This window comes from Massilia sp. YIM B02443, from assembly GCF_030411955.1.
GTDB lineage: Bacteria > Pseudomonadota > Gammaproteobacteria > Burkholderiales > Burkholderiaceae_D > Telluria.
Genome location: NZ_JASNRA010000001.1, coordinates 46,520 through 67,487, shown reverse-complemented (window position 1 = coordinate 67,487; position 20,968 = coordinate 46,520). Strand labels below are relative to the sequence as shown.

The 20,968-nt window shown below is 70.1% G+C and carries 19 protein-coding genes; 10 read left to right on the top strand and 9 right to left on the bottom strand.

Annotated features, from left to right (window positions below; all coding sequences use genetic code 11):
• Nucleotides 1-10: 10 nt before the first annotated feature.
• Both QPK27_RS00325 and QPK27_RS00320 read left to right on the top strand, forming a co-directional pair.
• On the top strand, nucleotides 11-826 hold the full coding sequence (locus QPK27_RS00325; protein ID WP_290416204.1) for a PIG-L deacetylase family protein: 816 nt from the start codon (nucleotides 11-13) through the stop codon (nucleotides 824-826).
• A 114-nt stretch (nucleotides 827-940) separates the two neighbouring features.
• The gene (locus QPK27_RS00320; protein ID WP_290416203.1) at nucleotides 941-2,638 is read left to right on the top strand and encodes an ATP-binding protein; all 1,698 of its coding nucleotides are present in this window, start codon (nucleotides 941-943) and stop codon (nucleotides 2,636-2,638) included.
• Nucleotides 2,639-2,813: 175 nt separating this feature from the next.
• Here QPK27_RS00320 and QPK27_RS00315 read toward each other — a convergent pair whose 3' ends face one another.
• From QPK27_RS00315 to QPK27_RS00300, 4 genes are all read right to left on the bottom strand, one after another.
• A complete protein-coding gene (locus QPK27_RS00315) occupies nucleotides 2,814-4,442 on the bottom strand; it encodes a DEAD/DEAH box helicase (protein ID WP_290416202.1) in 1,629 nt (542 codons plus the stop codon).
• Between the two features lie 344 nt (nucleotides 4,443-4,786).
• Nucleotides 4,787-5,575 carry a hypothetical protein gene (locus QPK27_RS00310; protein ID WP_290416201.1) on the bottom strand — a complete coding sequence of 263 codons (789 nt, stop codon included), beginning with the start codon at nucleotides 5,573-5,575 and terminating at the stop codon, nucleotides 4,787-4,789.
• Between the two features lie 34 nt (nucleotides 5,576-5,609).
• A complete protein-coding gene (locus tag QPK27_RS00305; RefSeq protein WP_290416200.1) occupies nucleotides 5,610-6,230 on the bottom strand; it encodes an LON peptidase substrate-binding domain-containing protein in 621 nt (206 codons plus the stop codon).
• A gap of 88 nt (nucleotides 6,231-6,318) precedes the next feature.
• Nucleotides 6,319-6,813 (bottom strand): hypothetical protein, encoded by a 495-nt coding sequence (locus QPK27_RS00300; RefSeq protein WP_290416199.1) that lies wholly within the window; start codon nucleotides 6,811-6,813, stop codon nucleotides 6,319-6,321.
• A 152-nt stretch (nucleotides 6,814-6,965) separates the two neighbouring features.
• On the opposite strand from QPK27_RS00300, the gene QPK27_RS00295 reads away from it, so the two are divergent.
• Nucleotides 6,966-9,359, top strand: coding sequence for a CHASE domain-containing protein (locus tag QPK27_RS00295; RefSeq protein WP_290416198.1), 2,394 nt, complete (start codon nucleotides 6,966-6,968; stop codon nucleotides 9,357-9,359).
• Between the two features lie 50 nt (nucleotides 9,360-9,409).
• Here the strand turns inward: QPK27_RS00295 and QPK27_RS00290 are convergent, their stop codons facing one another.
• Nucleotides 9,410-11,308, bottom strand: a complete 1,899-nt coding sequence (locus QPK27_RS00290; protein WP_290416197.1) for a diguanylate cyclase domain-containing protein — start codon at nucleotides 11,306-11,308, stop codon at nucleotides 9,410-9,412.
• 269 nt (nucleotides 11,309-11,577) lie between these two features.
• Here QPK27_RS00290 and QPK27_RS00285 point away from each other — a divergent pair, with 269 nt between their 5' ends.
• Nucleotides 11,578-12,012 carry a YbaN family protein gene (locus QPK27_RS00285; protein WP_290416196.1) on the top strand — a complete coding sequence of 145 codons (435 nt, stop codon included), beginning with the start codon at nucleotides 11,578-11,580 and terminating at the stop codon, nucleotides 12,010-12,012.
• 7 nt (nucleotides 12,013-12,019) lie between these two features.
• Here QPK27_RS00285 and QPK27_RS00280 read toward each other — a convergent pair whose 3' ends face one another.
• Entirely contained in the window at nucleotides 12,020-12,916 is an 897-nt protein-coding gene (locus QPK27_RS00280; protein WP_290416195.1) for an alpha/beta fold hydrolase, read from the bottom strand.
• A 123-nt stretch (nucleotides 12,917-13,039) separates the two neighbouring features.
• On the opposite strand from QPK27_RS00280, the gene QPK27_RS00275 reads away from it, so the two are divergent.
• The 3 genes from QPK27_RS00275 (at nucleotide 13,040) to QPK27_RS00265 (ending at nucleotide 15,092) form a co-directional block, all read left to right on the top strand.
• Nucleotides 13,040-13,642, top strand: coding sequence for an ABATE domain-containing protein (locus QPK27_RS00275; RefSeq protein ID WP_290416194.1), 603 nt, complete (start codon nucleotides 13,040-13,042; stop codon nucleotides 13,640-13,642).
• Nucleotides 13,643-13,714: 72 nt separating this feature from the next.
• Nucleotides 13,715-14,179 carry an Rrf2 family transcriptional regulator gene (locus tag QPK27_RS00270; protein WP_290416193.1) on the top strand — a complete coding sequence of 155 codons (465 nt, stop codon included), beginning with the start codon at nucleotides 13,715-13,717 and terminating at the stop codon, nucleotides 14,177-14,179.
• A complete protein-coding gene (locus QPK27_RS00265) occupies nucleotides 14,160-15,092 on the top strand; it encodes an NAD(P)/FAD-dependent oxidoreductase (RefSeq protein ID WP_290416192.1) in 933 nt (310 codons plus the stop codon). Before QPK27_RS00270 ends, QPK27_RS00265 begins: the two co-directional genes overlap by 20 nt.
• On the opposite strand, the gene QPK27_RS00260 is transcribed toward QPK27_RS00265, so the two are convergent.
• Nucleotides 15,079-15,471, bottom strand: coding sequence for a hypothetical protein (locus QPK27_RS00260; RefSeq protein WP_290416191.1), 393 nt, complete (start codon nucleotides 15,469-15,471; stop codon nucleotides 15,079-15,081). The two genes, QPK27_RS00265 and QPK27_RS00260, sit on opposite strands and share 14 nt — an antisense overlap.
• 241 nt (nucleotides 15,472-15,712) lie before the next feature.
• On the opposite strand from QPK27_RS00260, the gene QPK27_RS00255 reads away from it, so the two are divergent.
• Nucleotides 15,713-16,684, top strand: coding sequence for a ribonuclease Z (locus tag QPK27_RS00255; protein WP_290416190.1), 972 nt, complete (start codon nucleotides 15,713-15,715; stop codon nucleotides 16,682-16,684).
• 18 nt (nucleotides 16,685-16,702) lie between these two features.
• Here the strand turns inward: QPK27_RS00255 and QPK27_RS00250 are convergent, their stop codons facing one another.
• Together QPK27_RS00250 and QPK27_RS00245 are read right to left on the bottom strand one after the other, a co-directional pair.
• Complete coding sequence (locus tag QPK27_RS00250; protein ID WP_290416189.1) at nucleotides 16,703-17,254, bottom strand: DNA-binding protein; 552 nt, start codon at nucleotides 17,252-17,254, stop codon at nucleotides 16,703-16,705.
• A gap of 10 nt (nucleotides 17,255-17,264) precedes the next feature.
• Complete coding sequence (locus QPK27_RS00245) at nucleotides 17,265-18,473, bottom strand: cation:proton antiporter (protein WP_290416188.1); 1,209 nt, start codon at nucleotides 18,471-18,473, stop codon at nucleotides 17,265-17,267.
• A 230-nt stretch (nucleotides 18,474-18,703) separates the two neighbouring features.
• On the opposite strand from QPK27_RS00245, the gene QPK27_RS00240 reads away from it, so the two are divergent.
• Together QPK27_RS00240 and QPK27_RS00235 are read left to right on the top strand one after the other, a co-directional pair.
• Entirely contained in the window at nucleotides 18,704-19,018 is a 315-nt protein-coding gene (locus QPK27_RS00240; RefSeq protein ID WP_290416187.1) for a hypothetical protein, read from the top strand.
• A complete protein-coding gene (locus QPK27_RS00235; RefSeq protein ID WP_308633367.1) occupies nucleotides 18,931-20,934 on the top strand; it encodes an ATP-binding protein in 2,004 nt (667 codons plus the stop codon). The genes QPK27_RS00240 and QPK27_RS00235 overlap by 88 nt, the downstream gene beginning before the upstream one ends.
• Nucleotides 20,935-20,968 lie beyond the last annotated feature (34 nt).

The window sequence follows — 20,968 nt, the reverse complement described above, 5'->3', positions numbered from 1 at the left end:
GCGCGCTAGAATGGCCTGGCGCGCCGGCCCCACGCCGGCCCGCCATCCGATGCCTTGCGAGCGCACCGCCCTGTTTTTGTTCGCGCACCAGGACGACGAATTCGGCGTCCTGCAGCACATCGCCGACTACCGCCGCCATGGCGTGCGGGTGGCCTGCGCCTACCTCACCGACGGCCAGGCCAGGAGCGCGCGCGCGGCGCAGCGCAACGCCGAATCGCGCCGCGTACTGCAGCGCCTCGGGGTGGCGGCGCACGACATCGCCTTTGCCGGCGAAGCGCTCGGCATCGCCGACGCCTGCCTGCCGCTGCGCCTCGACTGCGCCCACGCCTGGATCGGCGCCTGGCTCGACCGCCACAGCGCGCCGGCCAGGCTGCACGTGCCGGCCTGGGAAGGCGGCCACCAGGACCATGACGCGCTGCACGCGGTGGCGGTGGAACTGGCGGCGGCGCGCGGCCTGCTGGGATCGACCTGGCAATATTCGCTGTACCACGGCGCCGGCCGGCGCGGACCGCTGCCGCGGGTGCTGGCGCCGCTGGCGGCCAACGGCGCGGCAAGCCTGCGTCCGATACCCTGGCGCGACCGCTGGCGCAACCTGCGCTGCTGCCTGGGCTACCCGTCGCAGCGCGCCACCTGGGCGCTGCTGTTCTGGCCGGTGGCGTGGCATTACCTGGCGTACGGGACCGAAGCGCTGCAGCCGGTGTCGCCGGCGCGCACCCGCGAACGCCCGCACGCAGGCGCCTTGTACTACGAGCGGCGCCGCTTCTTTTCCTGGCCACGCATGCAGGCCGCGCTGGCGTCGTGGCGCGCCGCCCTGCCGCCGCACTGAAGCGCGCACTCTGTGCGATCACGAACGGAGCGCCGCCACGCCGGTCGCTACAGTATTCCAGACACGGTGCTCGCATTCGCGAGCGGGCCGACATGCATTCCCCAAGGACAAGCAATGGTACTCGGACCGGACAAGGACGACGCGCTCAAGAAAACGCTCGACGTGCAGGGCGGCGGCCAGAGCATGGGCGTGCCCGCCGACGGCGAAATGGAAGGCAATTCGGTGCGTCCGATAGGCAGCGACGGCGTCAACCACTGGCAGTCGGGCTACATCGAACGCGACGGCCTGGACCAGCGCGGCAACATCTTCTTCGCCGCGGTCGAGATGACGCGCATGCCGATGCTGCTCACCGACCCGCGCCAGCACGACAACCCGATCGTGTTCGTCAACGGCGCCTTCCTCGACCTCACCGGCTACAAGGAAGAGCAGATCCTGGGCCGCAATTGCCGCTTCCTGCAAGGCCCCGACACCGACCGCGCCACCGTGGCCGAACTGCGCAAGGCGGTCGACGAACAGCGCGCGGCGGCGGTCGACCTGCTCAACTACAAGGCCGACGGCACGCCGTTCTGGAACGCCCTGTTCTTCGGCCCGATCTTCGACCAGGACGGCCAGATCCTGTACTTCTTCGCCTCGCAGATGGACATCTCCGAGCGCCGCTCGAGCCAGGATTCCTACCTGCAGGCGCAGAAGATGGAAGCGATCGGCCAACTCTCGGCCGGCATGGCGCACGACTTCAACAACCTGCTGCAAGTCGTCAACGGGAACCTCGAGGTGGCCTTGCTGGGCTTGAAGGACAATCCCCGCGCGAGCGAACCGATCCGGCGCGCCCAGCGCGCCACCATGCAGGCCGGCAAGCTCACCCAGCAGTTGCTGACCTTCGCGCGCAAGCAGCGCCTGGAAGCCCAGCGCCTCAGCCTGAACAGCCTGGTGGTCGAGTTCTCCGACATGCTGGTGCGCACGCTGGGCGACAAGATCGACCTGCGGCTCGACCTCAAGCCCGGCTTGCCGTCCTGCACGGTCGACCCGACCTATCTCGAGATGGCGCTATTGAACGTGGTGCTCAATGCGCGCGACGCCATGCCCGACGGCGGCGCCGTCACGGTCGGCACCGCCGTCCTGACGCCCGAGCGGCGCCACCTGCTCAAGCTGCGCGACGGCGACTACGTCTGCATCTGCGTGCACGACGAAGGCCAGGGCATGGCGCCCGAGATCCTGCGCCGCGCCACCGAACCGTTCTTCACCACCAAGGGCCCGGGCACCGGCCTTGGCCTGGCGATGGTGCACGGCTTCGTGCAGCAGTCGCACGGCCGGCTCGACATCGAAAGCGAACCCGGCAAGGGAACCCTGGTGCGCATGATCTTCCCGGTGACGCAGACGGCCGACGACGCCGGGCATGGTCCGGACGCCGGCGCGCCGCAAGCCGCAGCCACGCCGCAGCGCCGGCGCTGCCGCATCCTGGTGGTCGAGGACAACGACGACGTGCGCGAACTGGCCGAAAGCATGCTCGAGATGGCCGACTACGAGGTGCTGGCCGCGCCCAGCGGCGAACGCGCGCTCGGGATCCTGGAAAACGGCGAGCAGGTCGACCTGCTGTTCACCGACGTGATCATGCCCGGCGGGATGAACGGCCTGGAACTGATCGAGCGCGTGCACGCCAGGCGCCCCGGCCTGCCGGTGCTGGTGACCACCGGCTACATGGACGAACTGCCGGGGCGCAGCAAGCGCAGCGATCCGCTCGACGTACTGGCCAAGCCCTACCAGCACCAGGACCTGCTCGATCGGGTCAGCGCAGCGCTCAAGCGTGCGGCGTAGGGTTGGCCCAGGCGGCCCCGCGCTACGCCGCCGACGCGGTGATCGTTTGCGGCCAGATCATCCGGCCCGATATCGGAGCCCCCGACAATCACCGCGTCGGCGGCCGAGCCGCCAACCCTACGATCCCCATGAAAAAAACGGCGTGCAGTGCACGCCGTTTTTTTCGTTGTGAAGCTTACGCCTTGGGACCGCCACCCAGCAGGAAGGCCAGCTTCTGGCGCGCCGGCTTGGCCGACGCCACCGGGGCCGCCTCCGCCTCCTTGCGCGGCGCGCTGGCCGGCTCGTAGGGCTTGAGGAACCACGGATCGACCTTCTCGCGGCGCGACCCTGGACCCAGGCCGGTGCGCGGACCGCGCGCGCCGTAGCCGCCCGTTTCGTCGCCGCGGCGTGCACCGTTGCCGTTGCGGGCGTGGCTGTCGCGTGCGGCGGAGTCGCGCGGTCCGGCTTCACGTCCACCTTCGCGTCCACCTTCGCGGCCGCGGCTCGACGGCGCCACGAAGTTCGGCAGCTCGCCGCGCGCGATGGTCTGCTTGATCAGCTTTTCGATGTCCGCCAGCAGGCGCTCGTCCTTCTCGGAGTACACCGACAGCGCGTCGCCCGAGGCGCCGGCGCGGCCGGTGCGGCCGATGCGGTGCACGTAGTCTTCTGCGTTGTACGGCAGGTCGTAGTTGATCACCGCCGGCAGGTCCGAAATGTCGAGGCCGCGCGCGGCGACGTCGGTCGCCACCAGCACTTCGACGCTGCCGTTCTTGAACGCGTCCAGCGCCGCCATGCGTTCCTGCTGGGTCTTGTCGCCGTGGATCGCCGAGGCCTTGATGCCGCGCTTTTCCAGGTGGTTCGACAGGCGCGATGCGCCGATCTTGGTGTTCGAGAACACGATCACCTGCTTCATGTTGCGTTCGCGGATCAGGTGCTCGACCACGTCCTGCTTGTGCGCGTCCTCGACCTTGTACACGACCTGCGTGACGCGCTCGGCGGTGGCGTTGCTGCGCGCCACTTCGATCGTCAGCGGATTGTTGAGGAAGGTATTCGCCAGCTTCTTGATCTCGGGCGAGAAGGTGGCCGAGAACATCAGGTTCTGGCGCTGTTTCGGCAGCAGGTTGATGATGCGCTGCAGGTCGGGCAGGAAGCCCATGTCGAGCATGCGGTCGGCTTCGTCCATGACCAGCATCTGCACCTGGCCCAGGCTGATGTTCTTCTGTTCCACGTGGTCGAGCAGGCGGCCCGGGGTCGCGATCACGATCTCGACGCCGCGGCGCAGGATCTCGGTCTGCGGCTTCATGTCCATGCCGCCGAACACCACGGTGGCGCGCAGCGGAGTGTGCTTGGCGTAGGCCTTGACGTTGTCGGCCACCTGCACCGCCAGTTCGCGCGTCGGCACCAGCACCAGGGCGCGCACCGGGTGGCGCGCCGGCGACATGCTGGCGTTCGCATGCGGCATCAGGAGTTGCAGGATCGGCAGCGAGAAGCTGGCGGTCTTGCCGGTGCCGGTCTGGGCCGCGCCCATCACGTCGCGGCCTTGCAGCACCACGGGGATTGCCTGGGCCTGGATCGGGGTCGGGTGCTCGTAGCCCTGGTCGGCCAGCGCGCGGCCGATTTCCGGCGCCAGGCCGAAATCGGCGAAACGCACGGTGGGCGCCGGGGCGGGAGCCGCAGCAGCAGGAGCCACAGCAGCAGGTGCAGGGGCCGAAGCAGCAGCGGCAGCGACTGGAGCAGGAGCGGAAGCAACAGCGTCGGCGGCAGGCGCGGCCGGTGCGTCGACAGGAGCCGCGGCGAGTTCGTTGTTGTTCGGTGTATCAGACATAGTTTTCCAGGCGTTATTTCGTTCTGTTCTACGATCGGGCAGCTACTCCCGCCGTGGGTCGCGCTACGCGACACGGCAAGGGGCGACAACGGGGAGCCGGCGCACGCGCGGGGCGGTGCAGACCGGCGATCGGCCAGCGCGCCAGGCCCGGGACCAGGTCCGGCGGCGGCAGGCCGGAAGCGGCAGACCGTCGGCAAGCCGCTGAGTTGGCCGGTTGAGCGGACGTAGAGACACTTTTAGCGGGTGACACGATACCCGAAATCGGCACCACTGTATATGCTGTCCTGTTTTCCAGACAGTTTACCAAAAGAAACAACAAGCCACGGGGGATGCGCTCGTTGCTCTCATTGGCGCCAGCCGCGCTGCTTGGCCGCGCGCTCGGCGTCCGGATCGAGGGTGGCGCCGACAATGCGCTGCTCGATCGCCTCGCGCACCGCCGGCGGCGGGGTGCTGCCGTCGACGTAGGCGGCGCCGGCCTGGCCCAGCACCGGAATGGTCCAGCGCCCGCCGCTCAGGCAACCGAGGCCGGCGATGGTGTCGACCACGAAGCTGCGGCAATAACCGCCGTCGCGCGCCACGAAGGTGACGCCGATGCGCACCCCGCTGCCGGACGGCCCGGGGCTGGCCAGCTGGCCGTCGAGCGCCGCCACCAGCGGGCCGCGCGCGACCAGGGTGCCGTTGTCGTCGTCGAGCATGGCCAGGCCGGGATCGTGGCCCATCGTGCTCCAGCCGAGCGCGCCGGCGGCGGCGCCGACCACGAAGGCGGCGCCGATCGCCACCCAGTGGCGGCGGCACCAGTTGCTGTAGGCGACCTGCGGCGGCGGCGGCGCGCGCCCCGGGCGCAGGCTGTTCAGGTGCACCACCTTGGCCCCGCACGGCGGCGCCGCGTGGCTGCCGTGGCCGGCGTCCTCGCGCCGTTCGTGGCCGTTGGCCGAAACCCCGAACAGGCGGCTGCGGCCGGTGTGCTGGCGCGCCCTGCCCTCGGCGTCCTCGGCGCGGTGGCGCGCGCGGTGTTGTGCAATCCGGCTTGCCAGCACCGGGTCGGCGCGCATCGCCCGTTCCACCGCCGCCCGCGCCGGCTCGGCCAGTTCGCCGTGGATGTACGCGATCAGGAGGTCGTCCGAGAATCTCATGCTGGCGCCCGGTGGGTTGAGTGTCGGTGAGTGGCTAGGAGGTGATCAGGCCATGTTCGTCCAGCACGTCGTGCAGCAATTCGAGCCGGATCACGGGATTGTCGAGCATCAGCATATTATGCTTTTGCTGATTCGGCAGCGGCAGCAGCTCGCACCAGCGGTTGGCCACCCAGCCGCAATCGTCGAGCCGGAACGGCGGCTGCACCGGCCAGCGTCCCTGCGGCACATCGTGCAGCGAACCGAGGACGCGGTCAAGCGCGTCGGCGGCGCCCTGCAGCTCGGACGGGATGCGGATGCTGCGGTCGTCCTCGACCAGTTCGGCCTCGGCCATCCACAGGCCGTTGACGCGCTGCTCGGCGGTGACGACGTTGAAGCGCGAACCGCCGCGGCACAGCACCTGCAGCAGCCCGGGCGTGTCGGTGGTGGTCTCGGTGACCGAGGCCACGGTGCCGGAGGCAACGAAGCGTTCGCCGTCGGCGTCCGGGCGGCGCACCTCGTGGCCATGGGTCAGCAGCACCACGCCGAACGGCGTGTCGTCGGTCAGGCAGCGGCTGATCATGTCGAGGTAGCGCACCTCGAACACCTGCAGCGGCAAGACCCCGTCCGGAAACAATACCGTACTGAGCGGGAACAGTGGCATGGTAAGCGTCGACATGGCCCCATGATGACAGAATCGCCCGCATCGCGGGAGCACGATTGCCATCGGCACAAGTGGCCCGCGCCGGCCTGCGCCGGAGGCGGCGTCAGTCGTCGGGCGAACGCAGCGGCAGGTAGCGCAGCGACTGCGCCAGGTTGCCCAGGCGCCAGCGCAGCCGGCCCCAGCCGGGGCCGGGCGCGGCCAGCACCCGCACCGCCACCACCCCGCCCGCCACCGGCGGACAGGCGAACAGGTGGCTCCCTTCGTCCTCGAACGGCAGGCGCAGCTCGGCGCCGGCGGCCACCCGCAGCGGACCGAACACCACCGGCGCGCTGTCGCGGTTGCGCAGCAGCAGCACGTCGCGCACGCCGCGCGTCAGGCGGATCTCGGCCGGCACCGTCAGGCCGTCGCGCCGCGCGCCGGGCGGAAACTCGAGCAGCAACTCATGGCTGCCGCCACCCAGCGGCGCCAGCATGCTCCACAGCAAAAGCAGCGCGAGCGCTGCGGCGCCGGCGGACAGCGGCCAGTGGCGCAACAGCAGCGCGCTCACGCGCACGGCGCCGGCTGCATGCGGCGCGGCTGGCGTCCATGCCGCACGCATATTAAAATATTGCCCCGAGTAAACATTCAACGACCATGGTGAATTGAAAAATTCGCAAACGCGTGCGCCCTGTCATGACAAGGATGCGTATGCTACGAAAACTTCGGGCTTTCGATCAACCCCGCCGCCCCGGCTGCGCCAACTCCAGGGACATGCAGCAGACCACCCACCACACTCCCCCACCTGCATCTGCACCGCCGCCATCGTCGGAACGGCCCGGCGCCGGACAGGCGCCGCTGCTGCTGGCGCTGGCCGTGTTCGTGCTGGCGCTGGCGGTCACCTTCGTCGCCTGGTCCGGCGCCCGGCGCGAGGCCGACACCCAGCTGCGCCAGGCGTTCGAGTATCGCACGCGCGACATGAGCTACAGCATCGTGCGCCGCCTGGCGGTGTATGAACAGGTGCTGCGCGGCGCGCGCGGCTACCTGCGCGGCTCGGTCGACGTCAGCCGTGCCGGGTTCGGCGAGTATTACCGCCAGTTGCGCCTGGACCAGTCCTTCCCCGGCCTGGAAGCGCTCGGCATCGCCAGCGCCATGGGCCCGGGCGACGTCGCCGCGCACGAGGCGCGGGTGCGCGCCGAGGGCTTTCCCGAATACCGGGTGCAGCCGGGCGTGGAGGGGTCCGGTCAGCAACGCCCGCTGGTGACGGCGATCTCGCACATCGAGCCGTTCAGCGGACGCAACCTGCGCGCCTTCGGTTTCGACATGTACAGCGAGCCGGTGCGGCGCGCGGCGATGGCGGCCGCGCGCGACAGCGGCCAGGCCGCGCTCAGCGGTAAAGTCGTGCTGGTGCAGGAAGGCAGCGCCGGCACCGGATCGGGCTTTTTGATGTATCTGCCGGTGTACCGCACCGGCGCGCCGGTATGGAGCCGGGACCAGCGCCGCGCCGCCCTGCTCGGCTGGGTGTACGCGCCGTTCCGCATGGTCGACCTGATGCGCGGCGTGGGCGGCGTGGCGGCGTCCCAGCTCGAGGTCGCGGTGTACGACGGCGACACGGCCACGCCCGACGCCCTGCTGTACCGCCCGGCCGCGCAGCCGGGCCGGACCCGGGCGCCGCGCATGCGCACGGCGATCCCGGTCCTGATCGCCGGGCGCACCTGGACCGTCGAGATGACCTCCAGCCCGGAGCTGGAAGCGACCTACGACGGCGCCGGTCCGCGCCTGATCGCCGCCGCCGGCGTGCTGCTCGGCGGCCTGGTCAGCCTGGTGGTGTGGCTGCTGGCCGGCTCTCGCCGGCGCGCGCTGCAGCTGGCCCAGGGCATGACGCTCGAGCTGCGCGCGTCGCACGACCGCATCGCGGCCGAGCAGCGCCGCATCAAGGTGATCCTGGAGAACGCCTACGACGGCTTCGTCGCGCTCGACCGCCACGGGCGCATCACCGACTGGAACGCGCAGGCGACCCGCATCTTCGGGCTGACGGCGGAGGAAGCGATCGGGCAGGCGGCCGAGGTGCTGGCGCCGGAAGAGACCCGTGCCACGCTGCGCGCCGCCTTCGCCGCCTTCGCGCGCGGCGCTGCCAGCCCACTATTGGAAGGCCCGACCGAAGCCGAGGCGCTGCACCGCAGCGGGCGCCGCATCCCGGTCGAGCTGGCGGTGGCGCTGTTGCCGGGCAAGGCAGAGGACAAGGACGGCGCCGGCATCACCGTGTTCGTGCGCGACATCACGCCGCGGCGCGAGGCCGAGGCGCGCGAACAGCAGCGCCAGGCGCGCCTGGTGGAAGCGCGCCAGGCGCTGGACCGGGCCCAGAAGCTTGAGGCGGTCGGCAAGCTCACCGGCGGCGTGGCGCACGACTTCAACAACATCCTGCACATCATCAGCGCCAACGTGCAGCTGATGCTGCGCGCCGACGGCCCGCCGTCGCGCAAGCGCCTGCACAACATCCTCGACGCGGTCGAGCGCGGGTCGCGCCTGGCCGGCCAGCTGCTGGCCTTCGCGCGGCGCCAGCCGCTGCACCCGAGCGTGGTCGACGCCGGCCAGCTGCTCGAACGCAGCGACAGCCTGCTGCAGCGCGCCGCCGGCGACGGCGTGGTGCTGACCCGCAGCAGCCCGCCCGACCTGTGGCCGACCCTGGTCGATCCGAACCAGCTCGAGCATGTGCTGCTGAACCTGGTGATCAATGCGCGCGACGCGATGGAAGGGGGCGGGCGCATCGCGCTGCAGCTGGCCAACGTGACGGTCGAGCCGGGCCAGGCGCCGGGTTCCGCCGCCATCGCCGCCGCCGCCTCTCCCCTGCCGCCCGGCGCGGCCGAGCAGTTCGACGCCGAGATGGCGCCCGGCGACTACGTCGCGGTGGCGGTCAGCGACAACGGCCACGGCATGCCGCCCGACGTGATGGAACACGCGTTCGAGCCGTTCTTCACCACCAAGCCCGAGGGCAAGGGCACCGGCCTCGGCTTGTCGATGGCGCACGGCTTCGTGCGCCAGAGCGGCGGACACATCCGCCTGGCCAGCGCGCCGGGGGCCGGGACCACGGTGACGATCTATCTGCCGCGGCACGTGGCGCCGGAAGTGGCGGCGTTGCCGGAGCCGGTGGTGGGGGTGGCGCCGTGAGTCATTGCGACCAATGGGAGCGATGACGGTCTCTGGACCTTGCGGCCACGTTACGCCACCGTCGTCCGATAACTCCCCGACACCCGATTCCTGCCATGCGCCTTGGCGTCGTACATCGCCAGGTCGGCGCAGCGCAGCAGCGCCTCGCCGTCGCCGCCGCAGTCGGGATACAGCGCGTAGCCGAGGCTGCCCGAGATGTGCAGCGCCAGGTCGCCGTCCCGGAACGGCTGCTCGAGCTGCGCCAGGATGGTGACGGCGACCCGTTCGGCATCGGCCGCTTGCGCGCAGCGCGGCAGCAGCACCACGAATTCGTCGCCGCCGACCCGCGCCAGCGTGTCCGACGCGCGCAGCGCGCCGCGCACGCGCGCCGCCACCATGCGCAGCAGGCGGTCGCCGACCGCGTGGCCGTGGGTGTCGTTGACCGGCTTGAACTTGTCCAGGTCGAAGTAGATCAGGCCGACCTTGTGGCCTTCGCGCTGGGCAGCCAGGATCGCCTGGCGCAGGCGCTCCTCCAGCAGCGCGCGGTTGGGCAGGCCGGTGAGCGCGTCCTCGTGCGCCATGCGCCGCATCCGTTCTTCTTCCTGCTTGCGGGCGTCGATGTCGGAGAAGGTGCCGACCATGCGCAGCGGCTCGCCGCGTTCTCCGCGCTCGACCACGGTGCCGCGCGCCTCCATCCAGCGCCACTCGCCGTTGCGCAGCCGGATGCGGTGCTGGTACACGTAATCGGGCGTCGCGCCGGAAATATGGGCGCCCAGGGCGGCGCGGATAGCCTCGATTTCGTCCGGATGCAGCAGTTCGGCGATGCCCTTGTTGCCGAACCAGGAAATCTCGGCATGCTCGCTGTCGAGGATGCGCTGGGCGCTCGGCGACAGCGTCGCCATGCCGGTGGTGACGTCGCAATCCCAGACCCCGTCGCCGGCCGCGTTCAGGGCCAGCTTCCAGCGCGCCTCGGCCGCGGCCAGCGCCTTGAGCGCGCGCCGGCGCCGGTCGGCGGCGCCGATCGCCGCCCAGCCCAGCAGCGCCAGCACGACCGAGACCGTGACCCCGGCGCTGTTCATGACTGCGCGCTGCTGGGCGTAGCGCGCCCGCGCGTCCTGCACCGCCTGCCCCACCGTCACCACCAGGCCGTACTCGGGCAGGCGGCGCCAGGCATAGAAGCGCTCGATGCCGTCCAGCTGGCTGGCACGGCGGAAGGCGCCGCTGGCGGCGTCCGTCAACAGGAATGGCGCACCGGTCAGCTTGCGTCCCATGTCGAGGTTGCGCCCGCCCTGCGTATTGCGCGCGACCACGGTGCCGTCTTCGCGCACCAGGCTGACGGTGGTGTTGGGACCGAGGTCGATGCTGTCGTAAAAGCGCAGAAAATAGGCCGGCGGCACCGAGGCCGCGATCACGCCGCTCAAGCGCCCGGCGCCGTCGCGGATCGGGCGCGTCAGCTGCAGCGCCGGGCGGCCCGTGATGCGGCAGTGTTCGGGGCCGCCTACCGCCAGCAGGTCGTCGCCGCGGCCGCGGTGGATGCTGAACTGCGGCAGGTCGCCCAGCATCAGCCCGGCACGGGCCGTAGCAGCACCGGTGCTGGCCAGGCGCCCCGCGCCATCGGTGACGGCGATGCGCATCGGGACCCGGTCGCGCAGGTAGCGCGCATGGTCGGCCACCGCCTTGCCGAAGTCGGCCTGGTCGCGCTGCCAGGTGCCGCGCAGCTGCACCAGCGACAGGTCGACCACCGCCAGCGTCGCCCGCACTTCTTCGGCGAACGCGCGCGACAGGTTCTGGACATTGTTCTTGCTGCCGATTTCGGCCAGCTGGTCGAAGCGCGCCTGTTCCATCGCCACCAGGCTCCATACCACCGACAGCATCAGCGCCAGGTAGACGGCGAGCCGGCGCAGCACGCGGCCATGAAAATAACTGCCGAACGTGGCCACGATGGGATTGGACGAAGTCGAATGAGGCATTGGGAGGGTCGCCCGGTTCACGACCGGGGAAGGCACGGGGCGGCAATCGGAACGCGGCCGGGCGTGCGTTTGCGTCTCCTCTTGCTGCTGCCGCTACATAAAGCGGATGCGCCCGTCATAGGAAGCGGCTATTATACAGAAGTTGCTGATATGCACTAAATGTTGCTAATAATTATGCTTTTTATGCGAGACACATGCGGTTCATGCACAATCCATGCTGAATGCATGAGAGAGTAATCGGATCGTTCTGCGAATGCTAAAGTGATGCCATGAAACTGTTCTATAACGTGGCCGGAGTGCTGGCCGTCGTGCTCGGCATCCTCGGCATCTTCCTGCCGCTGCTGCCGACCACGCCCTTCCTGCTGCTGGCCTCGGCCTGCTTCGCGCGCGGCTCGCTACGCCTGCACCGCTGGCTGCTGTCGCACCCGGTGTTCGGCGATTACCTGGCCAACTTCGAGGCCGGACGCGGCATTCCCCTGAAGGGCAAGATCGTCGCCACCGTCATGCTGTGGGGCTCGATGCTGTGGTCGACCCGCCATTTCGACAGCGGCGCCATCCTGCTGCTGATGATCCTGATCGGGGTCTGCGTCAGCACCTACCTGTGGCGTTTCCTGCCGACGCTGCGCCTGCCGCCGAAGTCGGAACGCAAGCGGGCGCAGGCGGCGCTGCCGTCCGACAGCACCCGCCGCGACGGCGGCGCCTAGCCGCCTTTCAGCGCACGCTGCGCGCCAAAAATTCCAGCATGGCGGCCGCGATCTCGCGGCCGTGGGTTTCGATCGCGAAGTGGCCGGTGTCGAGGAAGCGCACCTCGGCGTTCGGATTGTCGCGTTTGAACGCTTCGGCGCCGGCCGGCGTGAAGAACGGATCGTTCCGGCCCCACATGGCCAGCAGCGGCGGCCGGTGGCGGCGGAAGTACTCGTGCAACTGCCCATACTGGCGGATGTTGCTGCCGTAGTCGAGCAGCAGGTCGAGCTGCGGTTCGACCCCGATGCGTTCGAGGTCGGCCGAGGTCAGCAGCCAGGCTTCCGGCGCCAGTAGCGCGGTGTCGCGCACCCCTTCGGTGTACTGCCACCGGATCATCTCGGGCGTGTTGAAGCGGCGCAGCGCTTCGCGGTTGGCCGGCGTCGGCTCGGCCCAGGCACGCCGCATGTCGGCCCAGCCCGCGCTCAAGCCCTCTTCGTAGCCGTTGCCGTTCTGGGTGAAGATTGCCGTGATCTTGCCGGGATTGTTGACCGCCAGGCGCCAGCCGACCGGCGCGCCGTAGTCGAACACGTAGATGGCATAGCGCTGCACGCCCTGGCGCACGGTGAAGGCGTCGATCACGGCGGCCAGGGCGTCGAAGGTGTAGTCGAAGCCGGCGCCCGGGGCGACGACGGTCTGGCCGAAGCCCGGCAGGTCGGGCGCCAGCACGTGGTAGTGGCGCGCCAGTTCGGGAATCAGTTCGCGGAACATGAACGACGAGGCGCCGAAGCCGTGCAGCAGCAGCACGGTGGGCGCGGCCGGCGAACCGGCTTCGCGGTAGAACAGGTCGACGCCGTCGAGGTGCGCCGTGCGGTAGCGGACCCGGGTGGCGTCGTCGCTGGCGGGTGCTGTGTCATGGGTTTGCATGCGTTCTCCTGTTGCGGTGGGAAGGTTGACGAATAACCCGTATAATTAATTTTTAGAGGTTACTTGCGGCGAGTATAAGCACGCGCCAAATAACCTGTCAATCTCATTTTTAGGGGTTGCTGAATGACGAACACGTCCACCAATACCGATGCCGCGCCGATACTGGCCGACCACCTGGCACTCGACCTGCTCAACACCGAAGCGCGCAAGGATGGCGCAACGGTCGATTACTGGCACGATGGCGCGGACGTGCTGCGCTGGCTGGCGCAGCATGGCGTGACCCTGGCGCCAGGAGTGCCGGCGCCTGCCCCTGCGCAACTGCTGGCGCAGGCAACGGCGCTGCGCACGCTGGCGCAGCGCCTGGTCACGGCGCGCCGCAATGGCGACGCGCTCGACACGGACGACACGAACGCCCTCAACGGCTACCTGCACGCCTGGCTGAGCGCGCCGTCGCTGGAACGCAATGCCGACGGCGCCCCCGTGCTGGCGCGGGTGACGCGCGCGGAGCCGCTCGCCGCCCTGCTCGGTCCGGTCGCGCAGGCGCTGGCGCAACTGCTGGCCGAAGGCGACTTCGGCCTGGTCAAGCAGTGCGAACATCCCGACTGCATCCTGTGGTTCTACGACCGCACCAAGGCCCACAGGCGGCGCTGGTGCAGCATGAGCACCTGCGGCAACCGCCACAAGGCAGCCCAGTTCCGCCTGAAAGCCGGCGCCGCCAAGTCCTGAGGCACAAGGGCCGGCCGGCGTTTTTCGGCAGCCTTCACCACCCGCGCCGTTTTTTGTACTATCATTAGTTACATGAAACGCGACAGCAAACTTTCTTCCGTGCTCCACGTGCTGCTGCACCTGGCGCACAGCGAGCGCCCGATGACGTCGGACCAGATGGCCGCCATGCTGGGCACCAACCCGGTGCTGGTGCGGCGCGTGCTGGCCGGCCTGCGCGAGCGCGGCTACATCAGTTCCGAACGCGGCCATGGCGGCGGCTGGTCGATCACCTGCGACCTGGCCACGGTCACCCTGCGCGACGTCTACGACGCGGTCGGCGCGCCGACCGTGTTCGCGATGGGCAACCGCAACGAGCACAGCGCCTGCCTGGTCGAGCAGGTGGTCAACGCCTCGCTGGCCGACGCCTTCGCCCAGGCCGAGGCGCTGCTGGTCGAGCGCCTGGGCCAGGTGACGCTGGCCGACCTGGCGCGCGACTTCAACGGCCGCTACGACCTTCACCTCTATGGAAAGCTCCAGCATGAACACGATCCGCAATGATTCCACACTGGACTTCGACGTCATCGTCATCGGCGGCAGCTACGCCGGCCTGTCGGGCGCGCTGCAACTGGCGCGCGCGCGGCGCCGCGTGCTGGTGGTCGACGCCGGCCAGCGCCGCAACCGCTTCGCCGGCGATTCGCACGGTTTCCTGACGCGCGACGGCCAGCCGGCGGCCGCCATCGCCGCCGAAGGCCGGGCCCAGCTGGCCGCCTATCCCACCGTGCGCTTCCACGACGGGATGGCGCTCGGCGCCCGGCCCGATGGCGAGGGCTTCAGCGTCGCGCTGGACGACGGCACGCTGGCAGGCGCCGCGCGCCTGCTGCTGGCCACCGGCGTGCGCGACGAGTTGCCGCCAATCCCGGGCCTGGCCGAGCGCTGGGGCAAGAGCGTGTTCCACTGTCCCTACTGCCACGGCTACGAGCTGGACGGAGGCCGGATCGGCGTGATCGCCAACGGTCCGATGTCGCTGCACCAGGCGCAGATGCTGCCGCACTGGGGCCGGGTGACGCTGTTCGCCAACGAGGTCTGCCCGCTCGACGCCGAGCAGCAGGCCGACCTGGACCGGCGCGGCGTGCAGGTCGAGCCTGCGCGCGTCGACCGCATCGAAGAGCGCGCCACCGTGATCCTGGCCGGCGGCCGGCGCCTGGAGATGGACGGCCTGTTCACCTTCGGCCGCCTGCACATGGCCAGCCCGGTCGCCGAAGGGCTCGGCTGCGCGCTGGACGACGGCCCGCTCGGCCCCTACATCCGCACCGACGACACGCGCCAGACCACGGTGCCGGGCGTGTTCGCCGCCGGCGACGCGATACGCAACGCCGGCAACGTGGCCATGGCGGTGGCCGACGGCGCCATGGCCGGCGTCGGCGTGCACCGCTCGCTGCTGTTCGGCGTGGCGCCGTTCAGCAAGCCCTGACGAAGCGCCCGCGCGCGTCGGCCGGATAGCGCATCGAGATCTCTTCGCGCTCGGGCACATAGCTGAGGTTGACCGAGCCGTCGCGCGACATGAACTGGTTGTCGCCGACCCGTTCGAGCGGCATGTCGCGGCGGCGGCCAAAGTCGATCCACAGGCGATGGTTGATCCGGTGCAGCGTCACGCGCTGGCCGTTGGACAACCGGTACTTTCCTTCCATCTGGTCGAGCACGTCGCTGCCGGTGGGAAGCGATTGCGGCGGCGTGCCGCGCAGGCACATACTGGCGCCGTCGACGCCGTCGGCCGCGGCGGCCAGGGGCGAAAGCAAGGTCAAGGCTGCGGCGGCCGTCAATGCGGCGGCGCCGGACATCATGGTGCGCATGGTCCCTCCTGGAAAAAGGTGGCGACCCGAGTCGTGACCCCGAGTCATGAAGTAGGGCATGGCCGCCCCGATGGCGGCTTTCCCGTCAGGTCAGACCACGGGGAGTAGCGCGAGTGCGCGGCCGGCGGCGGCGCGCGTGAGCCTTTTGAGAAGGCTCAAACAAGATCCGGGTCACGGCAGGCTGCGCCGCCATCCGGCGCCGTCGCGCATAATGGAGCGACTTCAACCCAGACACGCATCCATGGAAATCCTGTTCCTCGGCACCTCGGCCGGCACCCCGACCCGGCAACGCAATATGTCCGGCCTGGCGCTGCGCCTGCGCGGCGCGCGCCAGTGGGTGCTGGTCGATTGCGCCGAAGGCACCCAGCACCGCGTCCTGCGCACCCCGCTTTCCCTGATGAGCCTGCGCGCCGTGTTCATCACCCACCTGCACGGCGACCACTGCTACGGCCTGCCGGGCCTGCTGGCCAGCGCCGGCATGCTGGGCCGCAGCGAGCCGCTGACGATCGTCGGCCCGCCGCCGCTGCGCGCCATGATCGAGGCCATCATGGCGGCGAGCGAACTGACGCTGCCCTACCCGCTCACCTTTCTCACGCCGCACGAGCTGGAAGACCCGGCGCTGCTGCAGGACAGCCTGCCCGACCTGGCGGTCGAGGCGACCGCGCTGTCGCACCGCATCCCGTGCTGGGCCTACGGCTTCACCGAAAGCGCGCTCGAGCGGCGGCTGGACACCGACAAACTGCGCGCCGACGCCATTCCTTCGTCGGCGCTGTGGGGCGAACTGCAGCGCGGGCGCGACGTGACGCTGGAAGACGGGCGCCGCATCGCCGCCCACGACTACCTGCTGGCGCCGCGCCGCGCGCGCCGCATCGTGGTCGCCGGCGACAACGACAGGCCCGAACTGCTGGCCACCGCCGCGCACGGCGCCGACGTGCTGGTGCACGAAGCGACGTATACCGAAGAAGTCCTGCTCAAGGTCGGCCCCGGCCCGCAGCACAGTTCGGCGCTGCGGGTGGCGCGCTTCGCGCAGGGGGCCGGCGTGCGCAACCTGGTGCTGACCCACTTCAGCCCGCGCTACCAGGACGGCGGGCCACTGCCGCTGTCGCTGCTGGAAGACGAGGCGCGCGCCGAGTTCGACGGCCAGCTGGTGCTGGCGCGCGACCTCGATCACTACGTGCTGGATCGCACCGGGGAATTACGGCAGGCCGTGTGAGACGGCCGGCGCGCGGGCTTACTGGAACTTGAAGCCGGCCGGGCCGAGGCGCTCGATGTCGAACACTTCCGAGCGCCCGCTGCTGAGCATGATGCTGAACGGCGACGGACCGCGCGCCCCCAGGACCGGGTTCGGCAGCAGGCCGCCGAAGCCGCCGTGGCCGGACGCCGCCTGGCCGTCCTGGTCTGCGCCCTGCGCCAGCGATTCCAGCCGCGCATTCAGGGCTGCCACGGTGCCGCGCAAAGCGGCCAGCTGGCGCTCCTTTTCCTGCAATTGCGCCTCGTAGTTGGCGCACAGCGCGCGCAGGTCGTGCATGTCATGCTCGGCATCCAGGTGCAGGCGCTCGGCCAGCTCCTCGACCAGACTCTGCAACGTGTGCGCGGTCTGCTGGCGCTGCATGGCGGCATCGGGAGCTTCCGCCGCCAGCTCCTTCAGGTAACGGTGGATGGTCGACTTGGATCCCGTCCCCAGCGCCGTGCGCACGGCGTCGGCCGAGGGATGGCGTCCCTGCGCCAGCAATTCGTCGCGGCAGGCCCTGACCTGGGCCTTGCTCAATCCGGTGCGTGCCATGCGCGTCTCCTCAGGAACTGGCCTGGTTGACCAGGCCCGCGTTCTGGCTGCGGTTCAGCTTCGGATGCACGACCGGGATGGTCAGCATGGTGCTGGCCACCGCCATCAGGAGCAGCGCGGTGAACATCTCGCTAGTGATGATGCCCTTGTCGAGCAGGATGTTGGCGAAGATGATCTCGATCAGGCCTTTGGTCTGCAGCAGCCAGCCGATGATGGTCGCTTCGCCGCGCTTCCAGCCCAGCGCACGGCCGGCGATGTGGGCGCCGGCCAGCTTGCCGCCGCAGGACGCGAACAGCAGCAGCCCGGCCACGAAGAACACCGAGTAGCCGCCCAGGTCCCACTTGGTGCGCAGGCCGGTGCTGAGGAAGAACACCGGCATCAGCACCAGCAGCACGTTCCTGAACAGGCTGTCGAGCTGCTCCTGCTCGAACCAGTCGGCGTCCATCACCACCCCGGCCAGGAAGGCGCCGACCATGTAGTGCAGCCCGGCCCAGTCGGCCCCGAAGGCGCAGGCGATGAGCCAGATCAGCGCCACGTACCAGCGGTCGCTCTTCGGCAGGCGCGCCATCAGGCGCCGGTACAGGAACGTGAGCAGCGTGAACCCGGCCAGGAAGCCGGCCTGGCGCCCCACCCGTTCCCAGTCGAGCATGATCAGCGCCAGCACGCCCCAGATCGCGACGTCGTCCAGGCTGGCGTAGCGCATGATGCGCTGGCCCATCGGCTGGCGCAGGATGCCGAGCTTTTCCATCAGCAGCACCAGCACCGGCAGCGCGGTCACGGCGCACGCCATGCCGATGCCGAGCGTGAACTGCCAGGTGGCGGCCCGCGGTCCCATCCAGCCCTGGTAGCCCACCAGCAACAGGGCCGCGCCGCAGCCGAACAGCAACGGCATGCTCAGCGACAGGCCGGCCGTGGTCACGCTCTCGCGCCGGTATTGCCACACTTTTTTCAGGTCGAGCTCGATCCCGGCCAGCATCACGAACAGCATCACGCCCCACCAGGCGATGCCGTTCAGGGTCTTGACCACGTCGGGGTTGAAGACGAAGGCGTGGTACTGCGGGAAGGCGGCGCCCAGCACGCCGGGGCCGAGCAGGATGCCCATGACAATCTGGACCACCACCAGCGGGGCGAAATAGTCGGTGCGTCCGAGGCGCCATAGCAGGTAGGGCGCCACGAAGATGAGCAGCATCGCGATCAGGAAGATCTCGGTCGTGTTCAAGGGTTGTCTCCGTTATCGTTATCGTTTTCAGGGTTACGTAATTACGTAACTTGACGAATAGTAACGTAGTTTTGAGACGGTGGGAACGGTTCCAACGGATTGAGGCAGCACCGGTAGCGGCCGCAGACGGGCGACGCCGACGAGGCCGACGCATATAATATTGCCATTGAAATCGCCAGCTGACGCCTGTGCCGTTTTATCCGGATACGGCGGCTCGGCGCGCTTACCGAATGAAAATCCGTTCCTACCTGCTACTGATGATCGGCGCCATCATCGTCCCGGTGTTCCTGCTGGCCGCGATCGCGCTGCGCACCCTGCTGCAGGCCGAGCGCGAAGCGGCGCTGCATACGCTCAGCGAAACCGCCAGCGCCACCGCCTGCTGGTCGACCGCGAACTGGGCAGCGCCGAAGCGGCGCTGCGGGTGCTGGCGCGCTCGCCGCACCTGGCCAGCGGCGACATGCAGGGCTTCTACCGCCACGCCACCAGCGCCGACCGTGGCGACGGCGGGCGCACCATCCTGTTCGCGCCCAGCGGCCAGCAGCTGATCAACACCGTGCAGCCGCTGGGCGCGCCGCTGCCGCCGCCGCCCGACTATGTGCGCACCCGCACGCGGCGCGTGATCGAGACGCAAAAGACTGTGGTCTCGGGCCTGATCAGCGGCGCCGTGCAAAAGATTCCCGTCACCACCGTCAACATCCCGGTGCCGCTCGACGGCGGCCGCCGCTACGTGCTGGCCTCGGTGTTCTCGCCCGATTATTTTTCGAAGGTGATCGCGCGCCGGGCGCTGGCGCCGGGCTGGAAGCTGTCGGTGGTCGACACCGAAGGCCACGTCATCGCGCGCAGCAACGAACCGGCGCGCTTCGGCCAGTTCGCCAATCCGGCGCTGATGCGCGCCGCGGCCGGGCGCGACGAAGGCCTGGCGCGCTACGACACGCGCGCCGGCGTGGACGCTTACCACGCCTTCTTCCGCTCGCCGATGTCGGGCTGGCTGGTGACGGTGTCGGTGCCGGCACGCGAGATCGAGGGCGTGGCGCAGCGCGCGGTGACGCTGGCCGCCGTCGGCATGCTGCTGGCCATGCTGTGCGCGGCCGCCGCCGCCGCCCTGTTCGGGCGCCGCCTGCTGCGCGCGATCCAAGACGCGGGCGGCTCGGCCGCCATGCTCAGCCGCGGCGAAGTGCCGTCCAGCGGCGCCAGCGGGATCGCCGAAGTCGACCGCCTGCAGCATGCGCTGCACGACGCCGGCGCCAAGCTGTCCCACGCCGCGGCCGAGCGCGCCGCCCTGCTGCAGCGCGAACAGGAAGCGCGGGTGCTGGCCGAGCAGCAGGTCGAGACGCGCGACAATTTCCTGGCCATGCTCAGCCACGAGCTGCGCAACCCGCTCAGCGGCATCGTCGGCGCCACCCAGCTGCTGCGCAGCGGGCCGGCCAGCGCGGCGCTGAAGGAGCGCGCCCACGACATCCTGCTACGCCAGAGCAAGCACCTGACCCGCATCGTCGACGACCTGCTGGACCTGGCGCGGCTGGCGCGCGGCAAGGTCGAACTCGACATGCGGCCGCTCGACCTGGCCGCCATGACCGGCGCCATCGTCGACGCGCTGCGTGTCGGTGGCCGGGTCGAGCACACGCTGCGCTGCCAGCTGGCGCCGGCCTGGATCCGCGGCGACGCCACGCGCATCGAACAGGTGATCGGCAACCTGGTGGGCAATGCGCTGAAGTACACCCCGGCCGGCGGCACGGTCGAGATCGCGCTGACCGCGAACGAGGACAGCGGCGAAGCCCGGCTGACGGTGCGCGACGACGGCATCGGCATCACGCCCGAGCTGCTGCCGCGCCTGTTCGACATCTTCGTGCAGGGCAAGGTGACGCTCGACCGCACCCAGGGCGGGCTGGGGATCGGGCTGTCGGTAGTGCGCAGCTTGGTGGCGCTGCACGGCGGGTCGATCGAGGCGGCCAGCGCCGGACCCGGCCAGGGCAGCACGTTCACGCTGCGCCTGCCGCTGCTGGCCGCGCAGGCTGGCGGCGCGGGCGACGGCGCGGCGCAGGCTGCGCCTGCCGGCGCTGCCGCGGCGGCGCGCCAGGCCGCGCCCGGCGACGCCACGGTGCTGCTGATCGAAGACAACGACGACGCGCGCACGGTGCTGGCGGCGCAGCTGGCGGCGGCCGGCTGCCGGGTGCTGGAAGCCGCCAACGGTGTCGATGGCATCGCGCTGGCGCGTCAGGCGCACCCGGCGCTGGCGATCGTCGACATCGGCCTGCCCGGGATGGACGGCTACCAGATCGCCGCCGCCCTGCGCGCCGAGCCGGCGCTGGCCCCGATGCGGCTGCTGGCGCTGACCGGCTACGGCCAGCCGGCGGACCGCACGCGCGCACTGGCGGCCGGCTTCGAGCGCCACTACGTCAAGCCGCTCAGGCCGGAGCAGCTGGAAGCGGTGCTGGAGGAATTGCATACGGGCGTAGAGTAGGGTTGGCCTAGGCGGCCTCGCGCTTCGCCGCCGA

Coding starts and splice junctions, on each gene's coding strand:
- QPK27_RS00320 (WP_290416203.1), top strand. CDS start 941: ATGGTACTCGGACCGGACAAGGACGACGCGCTCAAGAAAACGCTCGAC.
- QPK27_RS00260 (WP_290416191.1), bottom strand. CDS start 15,471: ATGCGCACCATGATGTCCGGCGCCGCCGCATTGACGGCCGCCGCAGCC.
- QPK27_RS00285 (WP_290416196.1), top strand. CDS start 11,578: ATGAAACTGTTCTATAACGTGGCCGGAGTGCTGGCCGTCGTGCTCGGC.
- QPK27_RS00270 (WP_290416193.1), top strand. CDS start 13,715: ATGAAACGCGACAGCAAACTTTCTTCCGTGCTCCACGTGCTGCTGCAC.
- QPK27_RS00305 (WP_290416200.1), bottom strand. CDS start 6,230: ATGTCGACGCTTACCATGCCACTGTTCCCGCTCAGTACGGTATTGTTT.
- QPK27_RS00295 (WP_290416198.1), top strand. CDS start 6,966: ATGCAGCAGACCACCCACCACACTCCCCCACCTGCATCTGCACCGCCG.
- QPK27_RS00265 (WP_290416192.1), top strand. CDS start 14,160: ATGAACACGATCCGCAATGATTCCACACTGGACTTCGACGTCATCGTC.
- QPK27_RS00250 (WP_290416189.1), bottom strand. CDS start 17,254: ATGGCACGCACCGGATTGAGCAAGGCCCAGGTCAGGGCCTGCCGCGAC.
- QPK27_RS00315 (WP_290416202.1), bottom strand. CDS start 4,442: ATGTCTGATACACCGAACAACAACGAACTCGCCGCGGCTCCTGTCGAC.
- QPK27_RS00280 (WP_290416195.1), bottom strand. CDS start 12,916: ATGCAAACCCATGACACAGCACCCGCCAGCGACGACGCCACCCGGGTC.
- QPK27_RS00275 (WP_290416194.1), top strand. CDS start 13,040: ATGACGAACACGTCCACCAATACCGATGCCGCGCCGATACTGGCCGAC.
- QPK27_RS00290 (WP_290416197.1), bottom strand. CDS start 11,308: ATGCCTCATTCGACTTCGTCCAATCCCATCGTGGCCACGTTCGGCAGT.
- QPK27_RS00240 (WP_290416187.1), top strand. CDS start 18,704: ATGAAAATCCGTTCCTACCTGCTACTGATGATCGGCGCCATCATCGTC.
- QPK27_RS00310 (WP_290416201.1), bottom strand. CDS start 5,575: ATGAGATTCTCGGACGACCTCCTGATCGCGTACATCCACGGCGAACTG.
- QPK27_RS00235 (WP_308633367.1), top strand. CDS start 18,931: ATGCAGGGCTTCTACCGCCACGCCACCAGCGCCGACCGTGGCGACGGC.
- QPK27_RS00300 (WP_290416199.1), bottom strand. CDS start 6,813: ATGCGTGCGGCATGGACGCCAGCCGCGCCGCATGCAGCCGGCGCCGTG.
- QPK27_RS00325 (WP_290416204.1), top strand. CDS start 11: ATGGCCTGGCGCGCCGGCCCCACGCCGGCCCGCCATCCGATGCCTTGC.
- QPK27_RS00255 (WP_290416190.1), top strand. CDS start 15,713: ATGGAAATCCTGTTCCTCGGCACCTCGGCCGGCACCCCGACCCGGCAA.